General features: G+C 57.1%; 18 protein-coding genes and 2 pseudogenes. 10 read left to right on the top strand and 10 right to left on the bottom strand.

Annotated elements, in window-relative coordinates; genetic code table 11:
- Nucleotides 1-15: 15 nt before the first annotated feature.
- From A6013_RS15415 to A6013_RS15400, 4 genes are all read right to left on the bottom strand, one after another.
- On the bottom strand, nucleotides 16-1,380 hold the full coding sequence (locus tag A6013_RS15415) for an efflux transporter outer membrane subunit (protein WP_069733380.1): 1,365 nt from the start codon (nucleotides 1,378-1,380) through the stop codon (nucleotides 16-18).
- Entirely contained in the window at nucleotides 1,380-4,490 is a 3,111-nt protein-coding gene (locus tag A6013_RS15410) for an efflux RND transporter permease subunit (RefSeq protein WP_069733379.1), read from the bottom strand. The genes A6013_RS15415 and A6013_RS15410 overlap by 1 nt, the downstream gene beginning before the upstream one ends.
- Nucleotides 4,490-5,611, bottom strand: a complete 1,122-nt coding sequence (locus tag A6013_RS15405; protein ID WP_048959755.1) for an efflux RND transporter periplasmic adaptor subunit — start codon at nucleotides 5,609-5,611, stop codon at nucleotides 4,490-4,492. The genes A6013_RS15410 and A6013_RS15405 overlap by 1 nt, the downstream gene beginning before the upstream one ends.
- Before the next feature lie 148 nt (nucleotides 5,612-5,759).
- Nucleotides 5,760-6,329 carry a TetR/AcrR family transcriptional regulator gene (locus A6013_RS15400; RefSeq protein WP_028014987.1) on the bottom strand — a complete coding sequence of 190 codons (570 nt, stop codon included), beginning with the start codon at nucleotides 6,327-6,329 and terminating at the stop codon, nucleotides 5,760-5,762.
- Nucleotides 6,330-6,515: 186 nt separating this feature from the next.
- Here A6013_RS15400 and A6013_RS15395 point away from each other — a divergent pair, with 186 nt between their 5' ends.
- The 7 genes and pseudogenes from A6013_RS15395 to A6013_RS15370 all read left to right on the top strand — a co-directional run bounded on the left by A6013_RS15395 (nucleotide 6,516) and on the right by A6013_RS15370 (nucleotide 10,692).
- The gene (locus tag A6013_RS15395) at nucleotides 6,516-6,935 is read left to right on the top strand and encodes a GNAT family N-acetyltransferase (protein ID WP_063155222.1); all 420 of its coding nucleotides are present in this window, start codon (nucleotides 6,516-6,518) and stop codon (nucleotides 6,933-6,935) included.
- Nucleotides 6,936-7,082: 147 nt separating this feature from the next.
- Entirely contained in the window at nucleotides 7,083-7,883 is an 801-nt protein-coding gene (gene nlpA, locus A6013_RS15390; RefSeq protein WP_069733378.1) for a lipoprotein NlpA, read from the top strand.
- A 122-nt stretch (nucleotides 7,884-8,005) separates the two neighbouring features.
- Complete coding sequence (locus tag A6013_RS15385; protein ID WP_069733377.1) at nucleotides 8,006-8,785, top strand: MBL fold metallo-hydrolase; 780 nt, start codon at nucleotides 8,006-8,008, stop codon at nucleotides 8,783-8,785.
- Nucleotides 8,786-8,811: 26 nt separating this feature from the next.
- Nucleotides 8,812-9,477: pseudogene (locus A6013_RS15380) on the top strand (GlxA family transcriptional regulator); the annotation flags it as partial.
- Nucleotides 9,474-9,707, top strand: a pseudogene (locus A6013_RS27885) (VENN motif pre-toxin domain-containing protein); the annotation flags it as partial. The pseudogenes A6013_RS15380 and A6013_RS27885, both read left to right, overlap by 4 nt.
- Before the next feature lie 15 nt (nucleotides 9,708-9,722).
- Nucleotides 9,723-10,232 carry a polymorphic toxin type 25 domain-containing protein gene (locus A6013_RS15375; RefSeq protein ID WP_028014991.1) on the top strand — a complete coding sequence of 170 codons (510 nt, stop codon included), beginning with the start codon at nucleotides 9,723-9,725 and terminating at the stop codon, nucleotides 10,230-10,232.
- 4 nt (nucleotides 10,233-10,236) lie between these two features.
- The gene (locus tag A6013_RS15370; protein ID WP_063437879.1) at nucleotides 10,237-10,692 is read left to right on the top strand and encodes a hypothetical protein; all 456 of its coding nucleotides are present in this window, start codon (nucleotides 10,237-10,239) and stop codon (nucleotides 10,690-10,692) included.
- Between the two features lie 38 nt (nucleotides 10,693-10,730).
- On the opposite strand, the gene A6013_RS15365 is transcribed toward A6013_RS15370, so the two are convergent.
- From A6013_RS15365 to A6013_RS15350, 4 genes are all read right to left on the bottom strand, one after another.
- Nucleotides 10,731-11,819 carry an AAA family ATPase gene (locus tag A6013_RS15365; protein WP_069733376.1) on the bottom strand — a complete coding sequence of 363 codons (1,089 nt, stop codon included), beginning with the start codon at nucleotides 11,817-11,819 and terminating at the stop codon, nucleotides 10,731-10,733.
- 145 nt (nucleotides 11,820-11,964) lie between these two features.
- Complete coding sequence (locus tag A6013_RS15360; RefSeq protein ID WP_069733375.1) at nucleotides 11,965-12,924, bottom strand: DUF523 and DUF1722 domain-containing protein; 960 nt, start codon at nucleotides 12,922-12,924, stop codon at nucleotides 11,965-11,967.
- Nucleotides 12,925-13,026: 102 nt separating this feature from the next.
- Entirely contained in the window at nucleotides 13,027-13,437 is a 411-nt protein-coding gene (gene uraH / locus A6013_RS15355) for a hydroxyisourate hydrolase (RefSeq protein WP_069733374.1), read from the bottom strand.
- Nucleotides 13,438-13,536: 99 nt separating this feature from the next.
- Entirely contained in the window at nucleotides 13,537-14,262 is a 726-nt protein-coding gene (locus A6013_RS15350; protein ID WP_047366897.1) for a MerR family transcriptional regulator, read from the bottom strand.
- Nucleotides 14,263-14,379: 117 nt separating this feature from the next.
- Between A6013_RS15350 and A6013_RS15345 the strand changes: the two genes are divergently transcribed.
- The 3 genes from A6013_RS15345 to A6013_RS15335 all read left to right on the top strand — a co-directional run bounded on the left by A6013_RS15345 (nucleotide 14,380) and on the right by A6013_RS15335 (nucleotide 16,781).
- On the top strand, nucleotides 14,380-14,904 hold the full coding sequence (locus tag A6013_RS15345) for a lipocalin family protein (RefSeq protein ID WP_028014997.1): 525 nt from the start codon (nucleotides 14,380-14,382) through the stop codon (nucleotides 14,902-14,904).
- A 79-nt stretch (nucleotides 14,905-14,983) separates the two neighbouring features.
- Nucleotides 14,984-15,982, top strand: coding sequence for a class I SAM-dependent methyltransferase (locus tag A6013_RS15340; RefSeq protein ID WP_069733373.1), 999 nt, complete (start codon nucleotides 14,984-14,986; stop codon nucleotides 15,980-15,982).
- Between the two features lie 355 nt (nucleotides 15,983-16,337).
- Nucleotides 16,338-16,781: an acetyltransferase gene (locus A6013_RS15335; RefSeq protein ID WP_069733372.1), complete on the top strand. Its 444-nt coding sequence runs from the start codon at nucleotides 16,338-16,340 to the stop codon at nucleotides 16,779-16,781.
- A 32-nt stretch (nucleotides 16,782-16,813) separates the two neighbouring features.
- Here A6013_RS15335 and A6013_RS15330 read toward each other — a convergent pair whose 3' ends face one another.
- Nucleotides 16,814-17,401, bottom strand: coding sequence for a hypothetical protein (locus A6013_RS15330; RefSeq protein WP_226858982.1), 588 nt, complete (start codon nucleotides 17,399-17,401; stop codon nucleotides 16,814-16,816).
- The gene (locus A6013_RS25310) at nucleotides 17,398-17,763 is read right to left on the bottom strand and encodes a tlde1 domain-containing protein (RefSeq protein WP_072051083.1); all 366 of its coding nucleotides are present in this window, start codon (nucleotides 17,761-17,763) and stop codon (nucleotides 17,398-17,400) included. The genes A6013_RS15330 and A6013_RS25310 overlap by 4 nt, the downstream gene beginning before the upstream one ends.
- Nucleotides 17,764-17,772 lie beyond the last annotated feature (9 nt).

The following is a 17,772-nucleotide window of genomic DNA, read 5'->3' as shown; positions in this document are numbered from 1 at the left end:
CGCCCACCGATAAGGTTACTGGATCCCCCCGCCCAGCGACTGCCACAGCGTGATGCGGTTCTCCAGGTCGGTTTGCTGCAGCGCAATCAGCGATTCCTGCGCAGACCACAGCGACCGCTGCGCGGTCAGTACCGTCAGATAATCCCCCGCGCCCGCCTTATAGCTGCGCGTTGCCACATCCAGCGTTTTTTGCTCGGCCGCCACGTATTCTCGCTGGGCATCAAGCTGCTCGCTGAGCGTTTCACGGCGCGCCAGCGCGTCGGCCACGTCTTTAAACGCGCTCTGGATGGCTTTTTCGTAGGTCGCAATTAACCCTTTTTTCTCGGCTTCTGCATAACGCAGCTGCGCCAGATTGTTGCCACCGCTGAACAGCGGCAGGGTGATGGACGGCGCGAATGACCAGACCTTCATGCCGTGGCTGAACAGGGAGGAGAGCGAGTCGCTGCCGACGCCCGCGCTGGCGGTCAGTGAAATGGTCGGGAAGAAGTTGGCGCGCGCCGCGCCGATATTGGCGTTGGCGCTCAGCAGGTTATGTTCCGCTTCCTGAATGTCCGGGCGGCGCAGCAGCGCGCTGGAGCTGACGCCCGCCGGGATCAGCGTGATGGCGTTGTTGCTCAGGCTCTCCAGCGTACCGGGCAGCAGGTTGTCCGGCACCGTATCGCCCGCCAGCAGATTGAGGGCATTTTTATCCTGCATCACCAGCGTCCGGTAGCTCGCTACGCTGGCGCGCGCCTGCTGGTAAACCGCCATCGCTTCACTGACGTCCGTAGCCGCCGCGACGCCCACTTCCTGCTGGCGCTTCACAATCTTCAGCGAGTTTGCCGCGCTCTCCATTGTGGATTTCGCCAGCGCCAGGTTGCTGTTATCCGCCGCCAGCGTCACCCAGGCCGTGGTCAGCTCGCTAACCATCGTCAGGCGCGTGTTCTGCGCGGTGAACTCGCTGGCAAGCCAGGTTTCACGCGCGGCGCGGGAGAGGCTCTGGTTGCGACCAAACAGATCCAGCTCGAAGCTGGAGACCGCACCGTTGGCTTCGTCGCTTGTCGCAACACCGCTTGCCAGCGTGCGGCTGCGGGTGTGGCTCAGCTCGGCGTCCACCGTCGGAAACAGGGACGAGCGCGTTTCACCGTACTGTGCGCGGGCGGCGTCGATATCCGCGATCGCTTTTTGCACGTCGCGGTTGCTGTTCAGCGCCATCGTCACCACGCTTTTCAGCCTCGCGTCGTTCATCACCTGCTGCCACTGGCTCACCACGGCGGTGGCTTCGCCGTGCGCGCCGGGCAAGGTCGCCGGGACGGGAGCGTCCGGGCGTTGATAGGTAGGGTCTAACGACACACACCCTGCGCTCAGCAGGGCTAACGCTAAAACAGTGACACGAAACATTATGACCTCCGGTTCGCGTGTTTACCGGAGAACAGACGTTTCACCAGTACAAAGAATAAAGGGACGAAGAAGATCGCCAGCAGCGTCGCGGCCAGCGTTCCGCCGATAATGCCGGTACCAATTGCCACGCGGCTGTTGGCCCCTGCACCGGTTGCAACGGCCAGCGGCGTCACCCCTGCGATAAACGCCAGCGACGTCATGATGATGGGACGCAGACGCGTCTGGGCGGCACGCAGGGCGGCGCGCGTCAGGGAGTAACCTTCTGCGACTTTGGCTTCGGCAAACTCGACAATCAGGATGGCGTTCTTCGACGACAGGCCGATGGTGGTGAGCAGCGCCACCTGGAAGTAGACGTCATTACTCAGGCCGCGCAGGGAGGCGGCAAGCGCCGCACCCAGCACCCCAAGCGGGATCACCAGGATGACCGAAATCGGCACCGACCAGCTCTCATACAGCGCCGCCAGGCACAGGAACACCACGAGAATGGAAAGGGCATAAAGGCTCATTGCCTGACCGCTCGCCAGTTTTTCCTGCAACGATAAACCGCTCCACGCCCAGGTGCTGCCGGACGGCAGGCTGTTTGCCAGCTGCTCCATTTTGCTCATCGCCGTGCCGGAGCTCGCGCCGCTGGCGTTTTCGCCCTGTATCTCATACGCCGCCGAGCCGTTGTAGCGCACCAGGCTTTCCGGGCCATACTCCCAGCGAGTGGTGGCGAAGGCGGAGAACGGGGTCATGGTGCTGTCGCTGCCGCGCACATACCATTTGTTGAGATCGGACGGCACGGCGCGATAGTCGCTGTCGCCCTGGATGTAGACCTTTTTCACGCGGCCGCGATCGATAAAGTCGTTCACGTAGGTCCCGCCCCAGGCGCTGGAGAGGGTGTTGGTGACGTCGCTCAGGGACAGCCCCAGCGACACGGCCTTGTTGTTGTCGATATCCACCTGAAGCTGCGGCATCTGCGGCAGATCGTTGGCGCGCACGGCATGCAGCGAGCTGTCCTGGTTGGCTTCGCCAATCAGCTGGTTACGCAGTTTCAGCAGCGCATCGCGGTCGGTGCCGCCGCTGGCCATCAGCTCAAAGGTAAAACCGTTGCTCTGGCCCAGGCCGTCCACCGCAGGCGGCGTCATCGCAAAGATGGTCGCATCGCGGATGGTGCTCAGTTCCTGCGTGGCACGCAGGGCGATGGCCTGAGCCGTGTTTGCATCGCCTTTACGCTCTGACCAGTTCTTCAGGGAGACAAACGCCATCCCGGCGTTCTGGCCGCTGCCGCTGAAGCTGAAGCCTTCAATGGTGAAGATCACGTTGGTGTTGGCTTTCTCTTTGGTGAGGAACCATTCGCGCACCTGGCGGCTGACTTCGGCGGTACGTACCGTCGTCGCGCCGGCTGGCAGGGTGTACTGCACCATGATTTCGCCCTGGTCTTCCGTCGGCAGGAAGCTGCCCGGCAGCTTAAGCATGGCGAAGCCCATCGCGCCGCAGAGCAGGACGTAGATGACCAGCATGCCGCCGGAACGGCGCAGAGCGCGCAGCACCTTGTTCTGATAACCGCGCTCGGTCCTGCTGTAGAAGCGGTTAAACGCGCCGAAGAAGCCCTTTTTGTGCGGCGTCGTGTGGCTCAGAATCGAGCCGCAGAGCGCGGGCGTCAGGGTCAGCGCCACCACCACGGAGAGGAACATCGCCGAAATAATGGTGACCGAGAACTGACGGTAAATCACCCCGGTGGAGCCGCCGAAGAAGGCCATCGGCAGGAATACCGCAGAGAGCACCAGCGCAATGGCGACCAGCGCGCCGGAGATTTCGCCCATCGATTTCTCGGTGGCTTCCCGGGCGGGCAGCCCCTCGTCGTGCATAATACGCTCGACGTTTTCCACCACCACGATGGCGTCATCCACCAAAAGCCCTATCGCCAGCACCATCGCAAACAGCGTCAGGGTATTGATGGAGTAGCCGAACAGCGCCAGCACGCCGAAGGTACCCAGCAGAACGACAGGTACCGCCAACGCGGGGATCAGCGTCGCGCGGATGTTTTGCAGGAACAGGTACATCACCACCACTACGAGGACAATGGCTTCGAACAGGGTCTGAATCACGTCCTCAACGGAGATCTTGATGAACTCGGTGCTGTCCTTCGGGTAGGCCACGTCGTAGCCTTCCGGCATCGACTTTTTGAACTCGGCAATCTTGTCTTTCACCGCCGTCGCAGTGTTGAGCGCGTTCGCACCCGGTGAGAGCATGACTGCCATACCCGCCGCTGGGTGGCCGTTGAGCTTCGCAGTGGCGGTATAATCTTCGCTGCCCATCTCCACACGGGCGACATCGCTGATGCGCACCACCGCGCCGTTGGACTGGCTCTTCACAATGATGTTTTTAAACTGATCCACCGTCTGCAGGCGCGACTGGGCGCGGACGGTGGCGGTCAGCTGCTGGGCGTTCGACGAGGGCAGCGCGCCGATTTTACCGGCGGAGACCTGCACGTTCTGCGCTTCAATCGCGCTCTGCACGTCGGACGGCATCAGCGAGTAGGACGCCAGCTTCGCCGGGTCGAGCCAGATGCGCATCGCGTATTCCGCCCCGAACACCTGCAGGCTCCCGACGCCTTCCACGCGCGCCAGCGGATCCTGCATATTACTCACCAGCCAGTCGGCAATATCCGAGCTGCTGGCGGTGTCGGTTTTATCGTACACGCCCATGATCAGCAGGAAGTTGCTCTGGGATTTTTCGACGGTGATCCCGGACTGCTGCACCTCGGTGGGCAGGCGCGATTCCGCCTGCTGGACTTTGTTCTGCACCTGCACCTGAGCGGTGTCCGGGTCAGTGCCCTGCTCGAAGGTGACGGTAATGCTCACCGATCCGTCCGAGCTGCTGGTGGAGGTGAAGTAGAGCAGGTTATCCAGCCCGGTCAGCTGCTGCTCGATCACCTGCGTTACGCTGTTTTCCAGCGTCTGCGCGGAGGCACCGGTATAGGTGGCGGAGATTTTGATCGACGGCGGCGCAACGTCCGGGTACTGCGCGACCGGCAGCGTGCGGATGGCCAGCATCCCGGCGAGCATGATAAGAATAGCGATAACCCAGGCAAAGACCGGGCGACGCACGAAGAAACGGGAAAACATCAGGCGTTTCCTCCGTTGGCTTTCATCTCTTCGGCCTTCACTTCCTGCCCGGCGGTGACTTTGTCAGTACCTTCCACAATCAGCCTGTCGCCCGCCTTCAGCCCGCTCAGCACCAGCCATTTGTCGCCGTAGGTGTCACCCGTTTCCAGCTGACGCTGCTCGACCTTGTTGCTGGCATTGACCACCAGAGCGGTGGCGGTGCCTTTGGCGTCACGGGTGATGCCCTGCTGCGGCGCGAGGATCGCGTCGCTCATGACGCCTTCATCCACCCTGGCGCGGACAAACATGCCCGGCAGGAGCTGATGCTGCGGGTTCGGGAAGACGGCGCGCAGCGTGACCGAGCCGGTTGATTCATCCACCGCCACTTCGGTTAACGCCAGGCGGCCTTTCTCGCTGTAGGTGCTGCCGTCTTCGAGGATTAACGACACGCTTAGCGTATCGCTATTGGTGGCAAGGGTTTGCTTGCGTAAACGCAGCAGATCGGCGCTGGAACGGGTTAAGTCGACGTACATGCTGTCCAGCCCGCGAATGGTGGCGAGCGCGGTATCCTGCTGGGCGGTGACCAGCGCGCCGGGGGTGACGGAGGAGATGCCGATGCGTCCGGCAATCGGCGCGGTGACGGTGGTCCAGTTGAGGTTAATGCGCGCGCTCTCCTGTGCGGCCTTCTTTGATTCAACGCTGGCCTTGTCCTGCGCGCAGGTGGACTTCGCGTCTTCTGCGTCCTGACGCGACACGCCGTCGTCTTTCACCAGCTGCGCATAGCGCTGGGCTTTCTGGCAGTCGGCCTGCACCAGCGCCTGGGCCTGTTTCAGCGCCGCGGCGGCTTCATCAAACGCCGCGCGGTAGCTGGAAGGGTCAATTTGATACAGCGCCTGTCCGGCCTTCACGGTATCGCCTTCGGTGAACAACCTCTTCTGAATAATGCCGCCCACCTGCGGGCGCACTTCGGCGCTCATGGCGGCGGTGGTGCGGCCCGTGAGTTCGCTGACGACGGAGACCGGCTGGCTCATGAGGGTGACAATCCCCACATCCGGAAGAGGACGCTGGGGAGCAGATGTTTGCGCATTATCGCACCCGGTCAGGAGGAGTAATGCCGCGATGGAGGTTGTTATGGTTTTCATAATCTTTTTCCAGGGTGAACGATGCCTGCCCTGTTAAAGGATCAACAGGGAGGGGGGCTATTTAAAGGCACAGCGATACCGCATCTCCGGCATGGCCGGAAATGTTAAGTTGGGAAATTACTTATTCCCGCTAATTATTCACATGCGATTACTTCGCAGAGAAAAGCATATTTAAAATATTCTGATAGATAGGCTCTAATTGTTCTGACGGTACTTTTAAAGGCGCGAGTCGACGGTAAATCGTGCCTTCGATCATCACCGCGGTAATTTCCACGCAGCAGCGAATATGTTCATCGCTCAGATGGGGAAATTGTTTTTTCAGGTGCGCACAGGCATTGGTAAACATCCGGGCATCGGCTGCGATCAGCATGGCCGCCACCTGCGGGTTACGGGTCGCCTCGGCAGACATTTCGAGCATCAACGCATCGTCGTCTTCGTTGAGCGTCTGACGCCAGGCGAGCGCCTGCGGCATCCCTTCCACCACCGTTTTGTCCTGCATCCCTTCGATGCGTGAGTCGATAATGCGGCGGATCATCTCTTCAATAATCGCGTCTTTGTTACTGAAATAACGGTAAATTTGCCCGACGCTAAGCTTCGCCTCACTGGCAATTTGCGACATGCTGGCGGCGTGAAATCCGCTGGCGCGAAAGCAGCGACGCGCGGCGGTGATGATTTCGTCCTGACGTTGTTTTTGTCGTTCTTCCAGCTTTGTGCTCATCGTCGTCTACCGTGTAAAAGTGAGAATGATCGTTCTCAGTATACGTTTTGGGTGCGTATTGGAAAGGCTTTTTTTATTTAGTTATTGAGTGAATGTTTCTGTATTAAAAAAATGGAGGAAATTAGGAGTTTTTATGAAGGTTAAGCTGTGAGATATTCAAATTGCGCGGAAAATAAGGAGAGAAATATGCACCTGAGCATTACTTATAATGTAACACCCGCAGAAAAAGAAGAGCTATTTGTGGGGTTAAGAGCCTATAACGGACAGTTTATCGATCTGACAAACTTTAGCGGCGACATTGGGGTTTATGTACGAGACGATAAAGGCGTCATGCTCGGCGGGCTCATTGGGGTGCGTAAAGGTGACTGGCTGAATATCGATTTTCTCTGGGTCAGCGACACCGTGCGGGGTACCGGCGTGGGCAGCCAGCTTATCAAAACGGCGGAAGATGAAGCCAGACGCAAAGGCTGCAAGCATGCGCTGGTGGATACCGTCAGCTTCCAGGCGCGTCCGTTCTATGAAAAACAGGGGTACCAGCTGCAGATGTCTTTGCAGGATTATCCGTACCCGGGCATGCAGCGACATTACCTGGCGAAAGTCCTTTAAGCTCTGAATCCGTAGGCCGGGTAAGCGCAGCATCACCCGGCCATACCCGCATATAACTTATCCTTCTTATTGATTCTTTTTCGTTTTTTATTTCACCGCCTCGTTATCGATATAGTCACTACAACATTCAGCAAAAGGAACTTTCTCGTGAAACGTCGATTGGGTGCTCTGGTTCTCGCTGGCCTGCTGCTGGCAGGGTGCGATCAAAGTGGCAGCGATGCCAAACACATAAAAGTGGGCGTCATCAACGGCGCTGAACAGGACGTGGCGGAAGTCGCCAAAAAGGTGGCAAAAGAAAAATATGGCCTGGACGTGGAGCTGGTCGGCTTCAGCGGCTCGCTATTGCCCAACGATGCCACTAACCAGGGAGAGCTGGATGCCAACGTCTTCCAGCATCGCCCGTTCCTTGCAGAAGATAACAAGGCGCATGGCTACAAGCTGGTCGCCGTGGCGAACACCTTTGTTTTCCCGATGGCCGGCTATTCCCGCAAAATCAAATCCGTCTCTGACCTGAAGGACGGGGCGACTATCGCCATTCCAAACGATCCGACCAACCTTGGCCGCGCGCTGCTGCTGCTGCAAAAAGAGAAGCTCATCACCCTGAAGCCGGACACTGGGCTGCTGCCGACGGCGCTGGATATTACCGCCAACCCTAAGCAGCTGAAAATCATGGAACTGGAAGGGGCACAGCTGCCGCGCGTGCTGGATGACCCGAAAGTGGATGTCGCCATCATCAGCACCACCTATCTTCAGCAAACCGGGCTATCGCCGGTGCATGACAGCGTCTTTATTGAAGATAAAAACTCGCCGTACGTGAACATCGTGGTGACGCGCGAAGACAACAAAGACGCGGAGAACGTGAAGGCGTTTATCCAGTCCTATCAGTCACCGGAAGTGGCGAAAGCGGCAGAGACGATCTTCAACGGCGGGGCGGTGCCGGGCTGGTAAAGGTGCCGGCAGAAAACGCGGTGATGAAAATGGCCCGATTCCATCGGTAATCGCCCTTTAGCCCGCAGCACCAATTGTGACGGCTGGCTATCCTCCTTATCACACCAACCGGAGGATAGCCCATGAATATTACCCAAATTCGCAATGCCACCCTGCTGATTACCTACGCCGGAAAACGCCTTTTAATCGACCCGATGCTGGCCCCGAAAGGCGCTTATCCGGGCTTTCCCGGTACGGCGCATGCCGAACGCCGTAACCCGACGGTCGAACTTCCCGTCGACGTCAATACGCTGCTGAACGCCGACGCGGTGATCGTCACCCATACCCATGACGATCACTGGGATCGCACCGCGGCAGAGCTGATCGCCAAAGACAAACCGATCTACGTGCAAAACGATCGTGACGCCGCGCTGCTGCGCAGCCAGGGATTTACCAACCTGACGATCATGACCGACGAGACCACCTTCGGGGAGGTTCGGATTGCGAAAACGTACGGCGGCCAGCACGGGACCGACCGCGCTTACGCCGTGCCAGAACTGGCGGAGCGGCTGGGCGAGGCCTGTGGCGTGGTGCTGCGTCATCCTGATGAGAAGACGCTCTATCTTGCCGGGGATACCATCTGGCGCGAAGAGGTGGCAGCCGATCTGCAAAAACACCAGCCGGATGTGGTGGTACTGAACGCCGGTTATGCCCACGTCATCGGCTTTGGGCCCATTATTATGGGACAGGAAGATGTGCTTAACGTCCATTTCCTGCTGCCGCAGGCTAAAATCGTCGCGAGCCACATGGAGGCGATTAACCACTGCCTGTTGACCCGCAGCGCGCTGCGTGAGTACGTCGAAGCCAACCAGGTGAGCGAAGTGGTGAGCATTCCCCTGGATGGCGAAACCGTTATATTCTGAGTGCGTTAACGGGAAAGGAGAGACAGATGGCGCTAATCAACGTCGCGATTGTCGCGGTAGACGGGTTTAGCCCGTTCCACTACTCCGTTCCCTGCATCCTGTTTGGTGATTCGGTCTCCGGCGAAAAGCGCTTTAACGTGACGATCTGCGCCGAAACGCCGGGGTTTCTTACCTCAAAAGACGGGTTTGCCCTCAACGCTACGCAGGATTACACCGCCATCGGGCAGGCCGACATTGTTGTCGTTCCCTACTGGCAGCACGTCCTTGAACGGCCGCCTCAGGCGCTGCTCGACAGCCTGGTGTTGGCGAGAGACAACGGCGCGGAAATTGTCGGCCTGTGTCTGGGATCGTTTGTGCTGGCCTGGGCGGGGATCCTCGACGGTAAACGGGCCGCCACCCACTGGGAGTTTGAACATCACTTCCAGTCGCTCTTTCCGAACGTCCAGCTGGATATCAATGCCCTCTACGTGAATGACGGCAATATCATCAACTCTGCCGGTACCGCGGCTGCGCTGGACTGCTGTCTGTATATCATTCGCCAGCGTTTTGGCAGCGTCGTCGCCAACCAGATTGCCCGTCGGATGATTGTCCCGCCCCATCGCGAGGGCGGGCAGGCGCAGTTCATCGCCCAGCCGGTTCCGAAAGATACCCGTGACGCACGTATTAACTGCCTGATCGACTACCTGCAGCAGCGGGAGCTGCGGGGGCCGCGTCAGGGGAGCTGGCTGCGCATGCGATAGCCAGCCTGCTCTATCCGGATGTGAAAGACCTGTCGAAACTGAGTGAAGATCAAATGCAGACGGTCATTACGCTGGCTTCAGTATCGGCGGGGATGGCGGGTGGATTGGCGGGAGGGAGTACGGCTTCGGCAGCTGCTGGGGCGCAAGGTGGGAAGAACGCGGCAGAGAATAATGCTACCTCAAACTGGGGTGGATTAGTGCCTCCAGCAACGCAACAGGATGCTTCACTGGCTTTCGATCTCGGCGGTAAAGGTGTATCTCCCGACAAAATTAACAAGGCTATTAAAGACTCTCATATTGGTCCATCAGTAGGGGATACGGCAAAAATCCATGGTGATGTAAAAGGTCAGGTGGCTGTTGGTTATGTCGGCGGGGGCTATCTGGAGGGGGTCCTTTCAGAAGATAAATTCGCAATTAATGGCGGGATAACAAAGGTGTTTGGCTGGCGCGCGGATGCGTCGGCTGGATTAACTTTAGGGCCTTATCCAATTAAGGATTTCAATCCGGCTTATGATTATTCCGGTTCCATATCCGCTGGTATTTTTTCAATTGAAGGATCTGTAGGTAAAGATGGCGTTGGTGGTGCTTTCAGAATTGGCGGAGGTATTGGTGCTAGTATCCGACAAAGTGAAAATCACAACAACCTGCCGGAGATCGACGGTGCTGGCAGTACCGAACTCGTATCCTGGCCCTTCAAAAAGGATTAATTAAATGATTTATCTGCTCTTAGGAATTGCGCTGTTCGCATTTTTCGTTGGAACGGTCATGTTTTTTCGTTTTAGTAAAGTGACGGGAAGAAGCGTCCAGTCACCGTTTACCCCGATGTTTTTCTTTGACGCGCTATTTTTTGGTCTGGGTAGTAAGCGAGACATGAACATCGCGGCATGTTCATTTATCGTCTTTCTAGTCAGTATCTGGGGATTAACTTATTTAAAATTAAGCACTCATTTTTGGGGGAGTCGCGAAAGTTATTTTGGTTTTGCGATCGCCGGGATTTTATTTCTGATTATGCATTGTCGCTATTGTGCAAAAAATGTCGTTATCAAAAATGATGGCCTGGCTCCCATGAGAGAGTTGATTAATCTCCGGCGGTCCGGCCTCATCAGCCCTTTTTTATGGTTAAGCCGGGCCGGATATCTGGGGTTCTTTATTGGCATGATTCGTTGAAGCGAGATGCGGAAAAACAGTCTCCGTACTCCTGGAGGCTACCCCAGCCTCTCCACCCTCGTCTCCCCCTCCGCCATCGATAGCTGATACAGCGAAAACGATCTGTGCTTCTCAATCAACGTCGCCAGCTCCGGCGAGTGGCTGGTGAGCCAGATCTGCGAGTAGCGACTGGCCTCGGCGATTAAGCTCGCCAGGGCGGGCAGCATCTGCGGGTGCAGGCTGTTTTCCGGTTCGTTTAACGCGATAAACGCCGGCGGGCGCGGGCTTAACAGCGCCACCGCCAGGCACAGAAAGCGCAGGGTGCCGTCGGAGAACTCCGCCGGTTCCAGCGGCCTGCTCAGCCCCTCGCGCTGCATCATCATGCGAAAATGTCCGCCGCTGTTGTCGCTGTAAAACACGCAGCCGGGGAAGGCCTGGTCAAGGATGCGCATCAGCAGCAGCTCGTCGCCAATCTCCACGATGGTCTGAAACGCCGCCGCCAGGTTGGCGCCGTCGCTGGCCAGCACCGGGGAGCGGAAACCGACCTGCGGAGCGCGTATCGCCGAGCCGATTGATACAGAAAACTCATGATAAAAGCGCCAGTTACGCAGGGACTCGCGCATCTGCGACACTTCCGGGTAAAGGTGCGGTTCGCCAAGCTGCCCGAATACCGATTCGTTCTCGTACAGCGTGCCGCTGTGGGTCACTTTTTCATGATGCACGTTGTTCAGAAATACGGCCTGATTCCTGCGCTTCATCAGCTGTGACGAAGGACGACGGTGCTGGCCGCTCAGCCAGATGGACTCCTCTTTGATCACCGGGTCGAGCTGAAACTGTGAGGGATACGGCAGCTTCTCCACAAACCCGACCTGCAGCTCGTATTCGTAGGTCTCAGTTTCTACCGCCAGATTCATCCGCCGCAGCCGGTCGCTGCGGGTTTTGCCTGCCCAGAACACCTTCAGAATGCCGCCCTCGTTCGCCAGCGCCTGGGAAAACTGCCCTTGCGCGGCGCTGTGCATCAGGTGTATCGCCTTGTAAATATTGGATTTCCCGGTACCGTTCGGCCCGAAGACGATGTTGAGCTGCTCCAGCTCCAGCGACATCTCGCGGATGGAGCGGTAGTTTTGAATGTGCAGGGTGTTGATCACAGGCAGGCCCCTTTTGCAGAATAGGCCTGTATATAATCACAGTCTTTAAGATGAAATGCAAAAAAGAGACGACAGTGAGGATGTCGTCTAAACGGGGTACTGCTTTGGGCCTCTATGGGTCAATGGGGCCTTCGCATTTTTTTCATCACTTGACTGCCAGACGCAGACCCAAATCATCAGGATAGGGATCAAAGTAGTTTTGCGTCATCAGATACCGGTCGGGGTATTCGGCCAGGTAGTGCTTCAGCAGCGTGATCGGGGCGAGGATAGGCAACTGTCCGTTGCGATAATGCAGGATCACATCGCGCAGCTCGCCGCGCTGGCGGGTGTTGAGCTGGTTACGAAAATAGCCCTGAATATGCATCAGCACGTTGGTGTGATTCTTCCGCGAGGCGGGTTTTTTCAGGATGGTCATCAGCTTTTCCCGGTATGCTATGAAGAAAGCGTCCAGGTCTTCCCACTCGTGCAGCGAGGCAACGAACGGGCCGATTTCGCGGTAACCCGCCTGGTGGTGCGCCAGCAGCTGAAGCTTATAGCGGCTGTGGAAGTCCAGCAGCGCGCGGCGGGTCAGGCCATTTTTACGTAGCGTGTTGAGTTCGTGCAGCGCAAAAACGCGCTCGACGAAGTTTTCCCGCAGCACCGGGTCGTGCAGGCGTCCATCCTCTTCAACGGGCAGCCACGGCAAGGTTTCAAGGAGGGCGGCGGTGAACAGCCCGACCCCCTCCTTGCGGCCCCGGTTGCCGTTTTCATCGTACAGCCGCACGCGTTCCATGCCGCAGCTTGGGGATTTTGCACAGACAACAAAGCCTGCGAGATCGCCGATTTTCGGCAAATAATCTGCCGCAAAGTCGGCCATTTTCTGCGTAACGTCTTCGTGAGGCGCGTGGCTGAAGCGCATCTGCGTTTCACCGTCTGTCGTGACGATCAGACGCAGCGCCGGGCGGGGCGTCGGCAGGCCGATGGCCATCTCCGGGCAGACGGGCCTGAAATTCACCCACTGGGCCAGCTCATCCATGACGAAACCCATACGCTTGTGTCCGCCGTCAAAGCGAACGGCGGATCCGGTCAAACATCCGCTAATACCGAGCACAGGTTTCGTTGTCATGGTGTAGTCCTCCCGTTCATATAACTAAAACTTACACAACATGACTAATTTGTCCAAGTATTCGCGGAACTATTTTTTATAATCCTTTAAAATCAATGCGTCTTAACTGCCCTTGTAGGTTGAGTAGCCGTACTGGCTAAGCAGAAGTGGGATGTGCAGCTTCTCGTTGGTGCGGGTCACGGTAAACAGCACCGGGATCTCCGGGAAGAAGGTATCCAGCTTTTTGCCGTGGAAATACTCTGCGGTTTTAAAGGTTACTTTGTACACGCCAGGCTGCATGTCCTGATCCTGCGGATAGAGCGATTTGATACGGCCATCGTGGTCGGTTTTGCCGCTGGCAATCGGGGTCCATTTGTCCTGCTGCTGCTTCTCCAGCGTAACGGTAACGTCTGATGGCGGCATTCCGGTTTGCTGGTCAAGAATGTGGACGCTTAGCGTGCCGGCAGGGGCGCTAAAGGCGGCAGGGGCAAAGGCCATCGAGGCCAGGATCAGCAGAGGGGCAGTTTTTTTCATGGTGTTTTCCTGTTGAGTTATTCGTCACAGGAAAACGTTAGCATCTGCGGCGTGGGAAAATATTCAACTTTTCGTGAAGATTCCCGCAGGAGAAAATTATCAGAGGATAATTACTTCAAGCGATACCTGCTGCTGCCACTGCTCCACCTGCTTTTTCCGCCCGGCGGTGAGCTTGCCGCTGGTGACCAGCAGCCATTTCCGCTCCGGGAAAATCTCCGGTGCCAGCGCGTCTGGCGGAACTGGCAGAATGTCGATGCGATGGCCCTGCCCGGTGCGCGTTAGGGCTTCGAGCCAGATCTCGCACGGGTCGTTCAGGTGCCAGCCGCTGAGCAGAATATTGTCGCCCGGCGCTTTTTTATCGCCTTCGAGGCAAAACGAGGTGTAGGCGATGATGATGCCGTCGAGGATTGCGCGCAGGGTCATGGCGGCGGCGACGTTAGCCGAGACCTGGCTGCGCAGCGGACGCAGTACGTTCGCGACCAGTTCCGGCCTTGGGTACTCGCGTCCGGCGTCGTAAATCATCTGGCGCAGGGACTCGACTTTGCCGTCCTGCAGGCGTTGCAGCATGCTCTGCTGCAGCGTTTGCCAATTGTTGGTCCGCCCCGGCGCCGGGCGTTCCAGCAGCGGTTTGACCTGGCCGATCGGGACGCCTTTTTTTACCCAGTCGAGGATTTTGAGCGCCTGCTGGACGTCCTCATCGCTGTACTGGCGGTGGCCGCCTTCCGTGCGCTGTGGCTTGAGTAAACCGTAGCGACGCTGCCACGCCCGCAGGGTGGTGGCGGTGATGCCGCTGAGTCTGGCGAATTCGCCGATGGAGTAAGCCATGTCCGTGTCCAGGGTGGAGGAATACTCTCAATATACTACGAATTTTCCCGAACGGGATGAAGCGCCGAAACGGTGCACTACACTTAACTTCCAACCGTGCAAATGAAAGGAATTCTCATGAAGCTATGGCCTGTTGTGACCGGTGTTGCGATTGCCCTGACGCTGGTCGCCTGTAAATCCCCCACGCCGCCGAAAGGCGTGCAGCCTATTACCCACTTTGACGCCAGCCGCTATCTCGGCAAATGGTACGAAGTCGCCCGTCTGGAAAACCGCTTTGAACGCGGTCTGGAACAGGTGACGGCGACCTACGGCGAGCGCAGCGACGGCGGCATCAGCGTGCTTAACCGGGGTTTTGATCCGGTGAAGAACAAGTGGAACGAGAGCGAGGGCAAAGCCTACTTTACCGGCGAGCCGACCACCGCCGCGCTGAAGGTATCGTTCTTCGGCCCGTTCTACGGCGGGTATAACGTGATCAGGCTGGACGATAAGTACCAGTACGCGCTGGTGAGCGGCCCGAACCGCGACTATCTGTGGATCCTGTCACGCACGCCGACCATCCCGGATGCGGTGAAGCAGGATTACCTGAACACCGCGCGCAGTCTGGGCTTCCGGGTTGATCAGCTGGTATGGGTGAAGCAGTAAAAATCGTGCTTTCTTCCTGGGGCATTACTGGCTCGCCTGGATAGACTTCGGTTAAAAGCCTAACGGGGGGGAAGACGACATGAACTGGCAGCCTTTTCGCGGCGATGCGCCGGAAAATATGACGATTTTCAGCGCGTCATTTCCCGACGTCAGCGACCAGTGGCCGATGAGAGACGATGCTGCCCGTGAGATCGCTTCCCTCGACCGCGCGCTGAAAGCCGAGCCAGCGCTCCGGCCGCCGCGTGTGGAATACGACGAGAGCGGGCAGGCCGTGCTTGTCACGCAGAATCGCTATTCTGAACAGGCCTTCCGTAACCGTCCGGCGCTCACCGCGTGGCGCACCCGGCTGGTCCCCTCCGCGCTGGCGCTGTTCGTGGTGCAAAACCCGTTGGAAGAGCGCCTGCCTGACGGAACAAAAATGGACAGCGACAGCCGCCAGTGGTTTATCCACGCGAACGATGCGGTTGGCGTCCGTTCCCGCGCCCGGGTGCTGGCCGCGCTGGTGGATAAATACATTCGCAATGCGAGCGAGAACAACTGGGTCAGCCTCGCGAGCGGCGCTGCCATTCCGGTGCTGGAGGCGCTGCGCGAAGCAAAGCTTGACGGCCAGCAGGTCTATCTCACGCTGGTGGACAAAGACCCCGTGGCCCTCAGCTGGGCCGAAACCATGGCGGCGCAGGAAGGCATTGTGGTGGGCGAACAGCTGACGCTGCTCAGGCGCAACCTGCTCCATACGCTGGTGCGTAACGAGGACCTGCTGCTGGAGCTGGGCGAGCGGCAGGCCGAACTGGTCGACGCGCTGGGGATTTTCGAATACTTCAACGATACCGATGCGGTGATTTTCCTTCAGCGCGCGCTACGTCTGGTCAAGCCCGGCGGCGCGGTGATTGTGTCGAACATGCTGACCAGCAGCCCGCACATTGACTTTGTGCTGCGCGGTATCGGCTGGGAGGATATTCACCCGAGGACGCTGCAGCAGCTGCAGGACATCCACCTCGCGGCGGGCGTGCCGGTGGAAAACGTCACCGTGATCGTGCCGAAGGACGGGGTGTATGCGGTGATGGAGATTAGGGTTTAGCGCGAGCTGTGTGGGGGGACAAACCGCACAATCGGTTCCCTCTCGCTGAGGGAGAGGGTTAGGGTGAGGGGGAGCAGTTCACTACAATATTCACTGTTCCTCAGTTGTTCGGTTAAACCGAACAACTGCCATGAAAGATTGACTCTTTTCCTTGTTCTCATTCCCTGATGATGATTCTTGCTTGTCATGATCTATCTTCTGCCCAGTTTCCTGAACCAACTTCCGGGCCATTTCACTGATACGCTCTCGGCTTTCAGGTGTACGAGAGTTTAAAACTGCATTTAAGGTCTTCAGTTTATTACCTCCATGCTTCTGGATACTTGATTTAATCGCCACGCTCTATAATGATCCCCCCATGAAAATAGAAATCGCACTCCCCTCACACTTCGAACGTCTGGTTGCGATCTGGGAATCCTCCGTCCGCGCCACCCATCACTTTTTACAGGAAAGTGATATCGCGGCGCTGCGCCCGTTATTGCTCAACGCGTACCTGCCTAACCTCACCGTCGTGATGGCCCAGGATGACGCAGGCGTTATTTACGGCTTTTTAGGCGTGGATGAAAACCGCATTGAAATGCTGTTTGTTGACGATGCGAGTCGGGGGAAAGGTGTCGGGAAATTGCTGCTGCAACACGCCATCGCAGCGTTCGGCGCGAACGAAGTGGATGTGAATGAGCAGAACCCGCTGGGTGTGGGATTTTATCGCCATATGGGGTTTGAGTTGGTCGGGCGCTCGGAACTGGACGGGCAGGGGAATCCGTTTCCGTTGCTGCTTATGCGGTTGGGCGGGCAGGTTTAACGCCCTCTCCCTCTGGAGAGGGCGTCTGCAAGCTAGTTACTGGTAATTTGCCCGATGATTACGCCACGCACTTTTTCGCCATCGAAGTAATACGAGACCGTATTACTTTGAATGAATCCGTTCTGTACTGGCGTCTCCTGGTAAAAAAGCATCGCTTTCTTTTTGGCGATCTCTTTCTTGCCGAACAATTCGACTAAATTCCCATGCGTCGCATTTAATAATGGAACATTAGCGACTGAGACTCTGACAGGTTCCGTTGTTTTAGCACACTCGTTATGGATGCCATCTTTGGCTATAACTAGCGCAGTTAACAATCCTGCACCCATTTCGTTATCCGAGATGAACCAGTAATTTGTGCCATCGTTGTCATGAAGGCAGACCCAACGAGCGGAACTGTCTTTATTGACTGGTGTGCTGGTGATATCTGACAGGTGAGTAACCTCCATTTGCACGGTTTTCTTACCGATGGTGATGATTGGAGTAAGGGGCATCGTTGTTGAAATTTCCGTCAGCGAGCCGTCTTCATCGTAATATCGGGTCGCGAAGCCGGTCATTTCCGTTGCTGAGACGTGCGAACTGACTGCAACGAGTAATGGCAATAAACAAAATAAATGCTTCATTTGACAATCAATACCGTATCGTTGCTTTTCCAGATACTCCTTCTGGCACTCAGGGGAGCAATGATGCAGCCCTCAGAAGAGTCGTCGGGGTGCAAACTGCTTTTACCATGTATTTTAAATGAGTCCCTACCACACATATCATTTGTCGAGTAGGGCGTGAGGCTGAGAGTATATTTCCCAGTATGGGCTGAATTATGAGGGGACCCAATAGTGTAGGTACCTCGTGGCAGCGGTCCGCTGTTTTTTACACATTCTTGTGACGGATCGTTTTTGTAACCACTTGCTCCTGCGTAATCTGCATCAAATTGGTAGACACCATCCAGATAAAATTTATGCTCTTTTACATCATATTCCCAAGACATATTTTCTCC

The organism is Enterobacter sp. IF2SW-B1 (genome assembly GCF_001743375.1).
GTDB classification, from domain to species: Bacteria; Pseudomonadota; Gammaproteobacteria; order Enterobacterales; family Enterobacteriaceae; genus Enterobacter; species Enterobacter bugandensis.
This window is presented reverse-complemented; position numbering and strand designations above follow the sequence as displayed.

What these genes read in the sequence shown, in the direction of transcription:
- A6013_RS15415 (WP_069733380.1), bottom strand. Translation starts at nt 1,380, where the DNA reads ATGTTTCGTGTCACTGTTTTAGCGTTAGCCCTGCTGAGCGCAGGGTGT.
- A6013_RS15410 (WP_069733379.1), bottom strand. Translation starts at nt 4,490, where the DNA reads ATGTTTTCCCGTTTCTTCGTGCGTCGCCCGGTCTTTGCCTGGGTTATC.
- A6013_RS15405 (WP_048959755.1), bottom strand. Translation starts at nt 5,611, where the DNA reads ATGAAAACCATAACAACCTCCATCGCGGCATTACTCCTCCTGACCGGG.
- A6013_RS15400 (WP_028014987.1), bottom strand. Translation starts at nt 6,329, where the DNA reads ATGAGCACAAAGCTGGAAGAACGACAAAAACAACGTCAGGACGAAATC.
- A6013_RS15395 (WP_063155222.1), top strand. Translation starts at nt 6,516, where the DNA reads ATGCACCTGAGCATTACTTATAATGTAACACCCGCAGAAAAAGAAGAG.
- A6013_RS15385 (WP_069733377.1), top strand. Translation starts at nt 8,006, where the DNA reads ATGAATATTACCCAAATTCGCAATGCCACCCTGCTGATTACCTACGCC.
- A6013_RS15370 (WP_063437879.1), top strand. Translation starts at nt 10,237, where the DNA reads ATGATTTATCTGCTCTTAGGAATTGCGCTGTTCGCATTTTTCGTTGGA.
- A6013_RS15360 (WP_069733375.1), bottom strand. Translation starts at nt 12,924, where the DNA reads ATGACAACGAAACCTGTGCTCGGTATTAGCGGATGTTTGACCGGATCC.
- uraH (WP_069733374.1), bottom strand. Translation starts at nt 13,437, where the DNA reads ATGAAAAAAACTGCCCCTCTGCTGATCCTGGCCTCGATGGCCTTTGCC.
- A6013_RS15350 (WP_047366897.1), bottom strand. Translation starts at nt 14,262, where the DNA reads ATGGCTTACTCCATCGGCGAATTCGCCAGACTCAGCGGCATCACCGCC.
- A6013_RS15345 (WP_028014997.1), top strand. Translation starts at nt 14,380, where the DNA reads ATGAAGCTATGGCCTGTTGTGACCGGTGTTGCGATTGCCCTGACGCTG.
- A6013_RS15340 (WP_069733373.1), top strand. Translation starts at nt 14,984, where the DNA reads ATGAACTGGCAGCCTTTTCGCGGCGATGCGCCGGAAAATATGACGATT.
- A6013_RS15335 (WP_069733372.1), top strand. Translation starts at nt 16,338, where the DNA reads ATGAAAATAGAAATCGCACTCCCCTCACACTTCGAACGTCTGGTTGCG.
- A6013_RS15330 (WP_226858982.1), bottom strand. Translation starts at nt 17,401, where the DNA reads ATGAAGCATTTATTTTGTTTATTGCCATTACTCGTTGCAGTCAGTTCG.
- A6013_RS25310 (WP_072051083.1), bottom strand. Translation starts at nt 17,763, where the DNA reads ATGTCTTGGGAATATGATGTAAAAGAGCATAAATTTTATCTGGATGGT.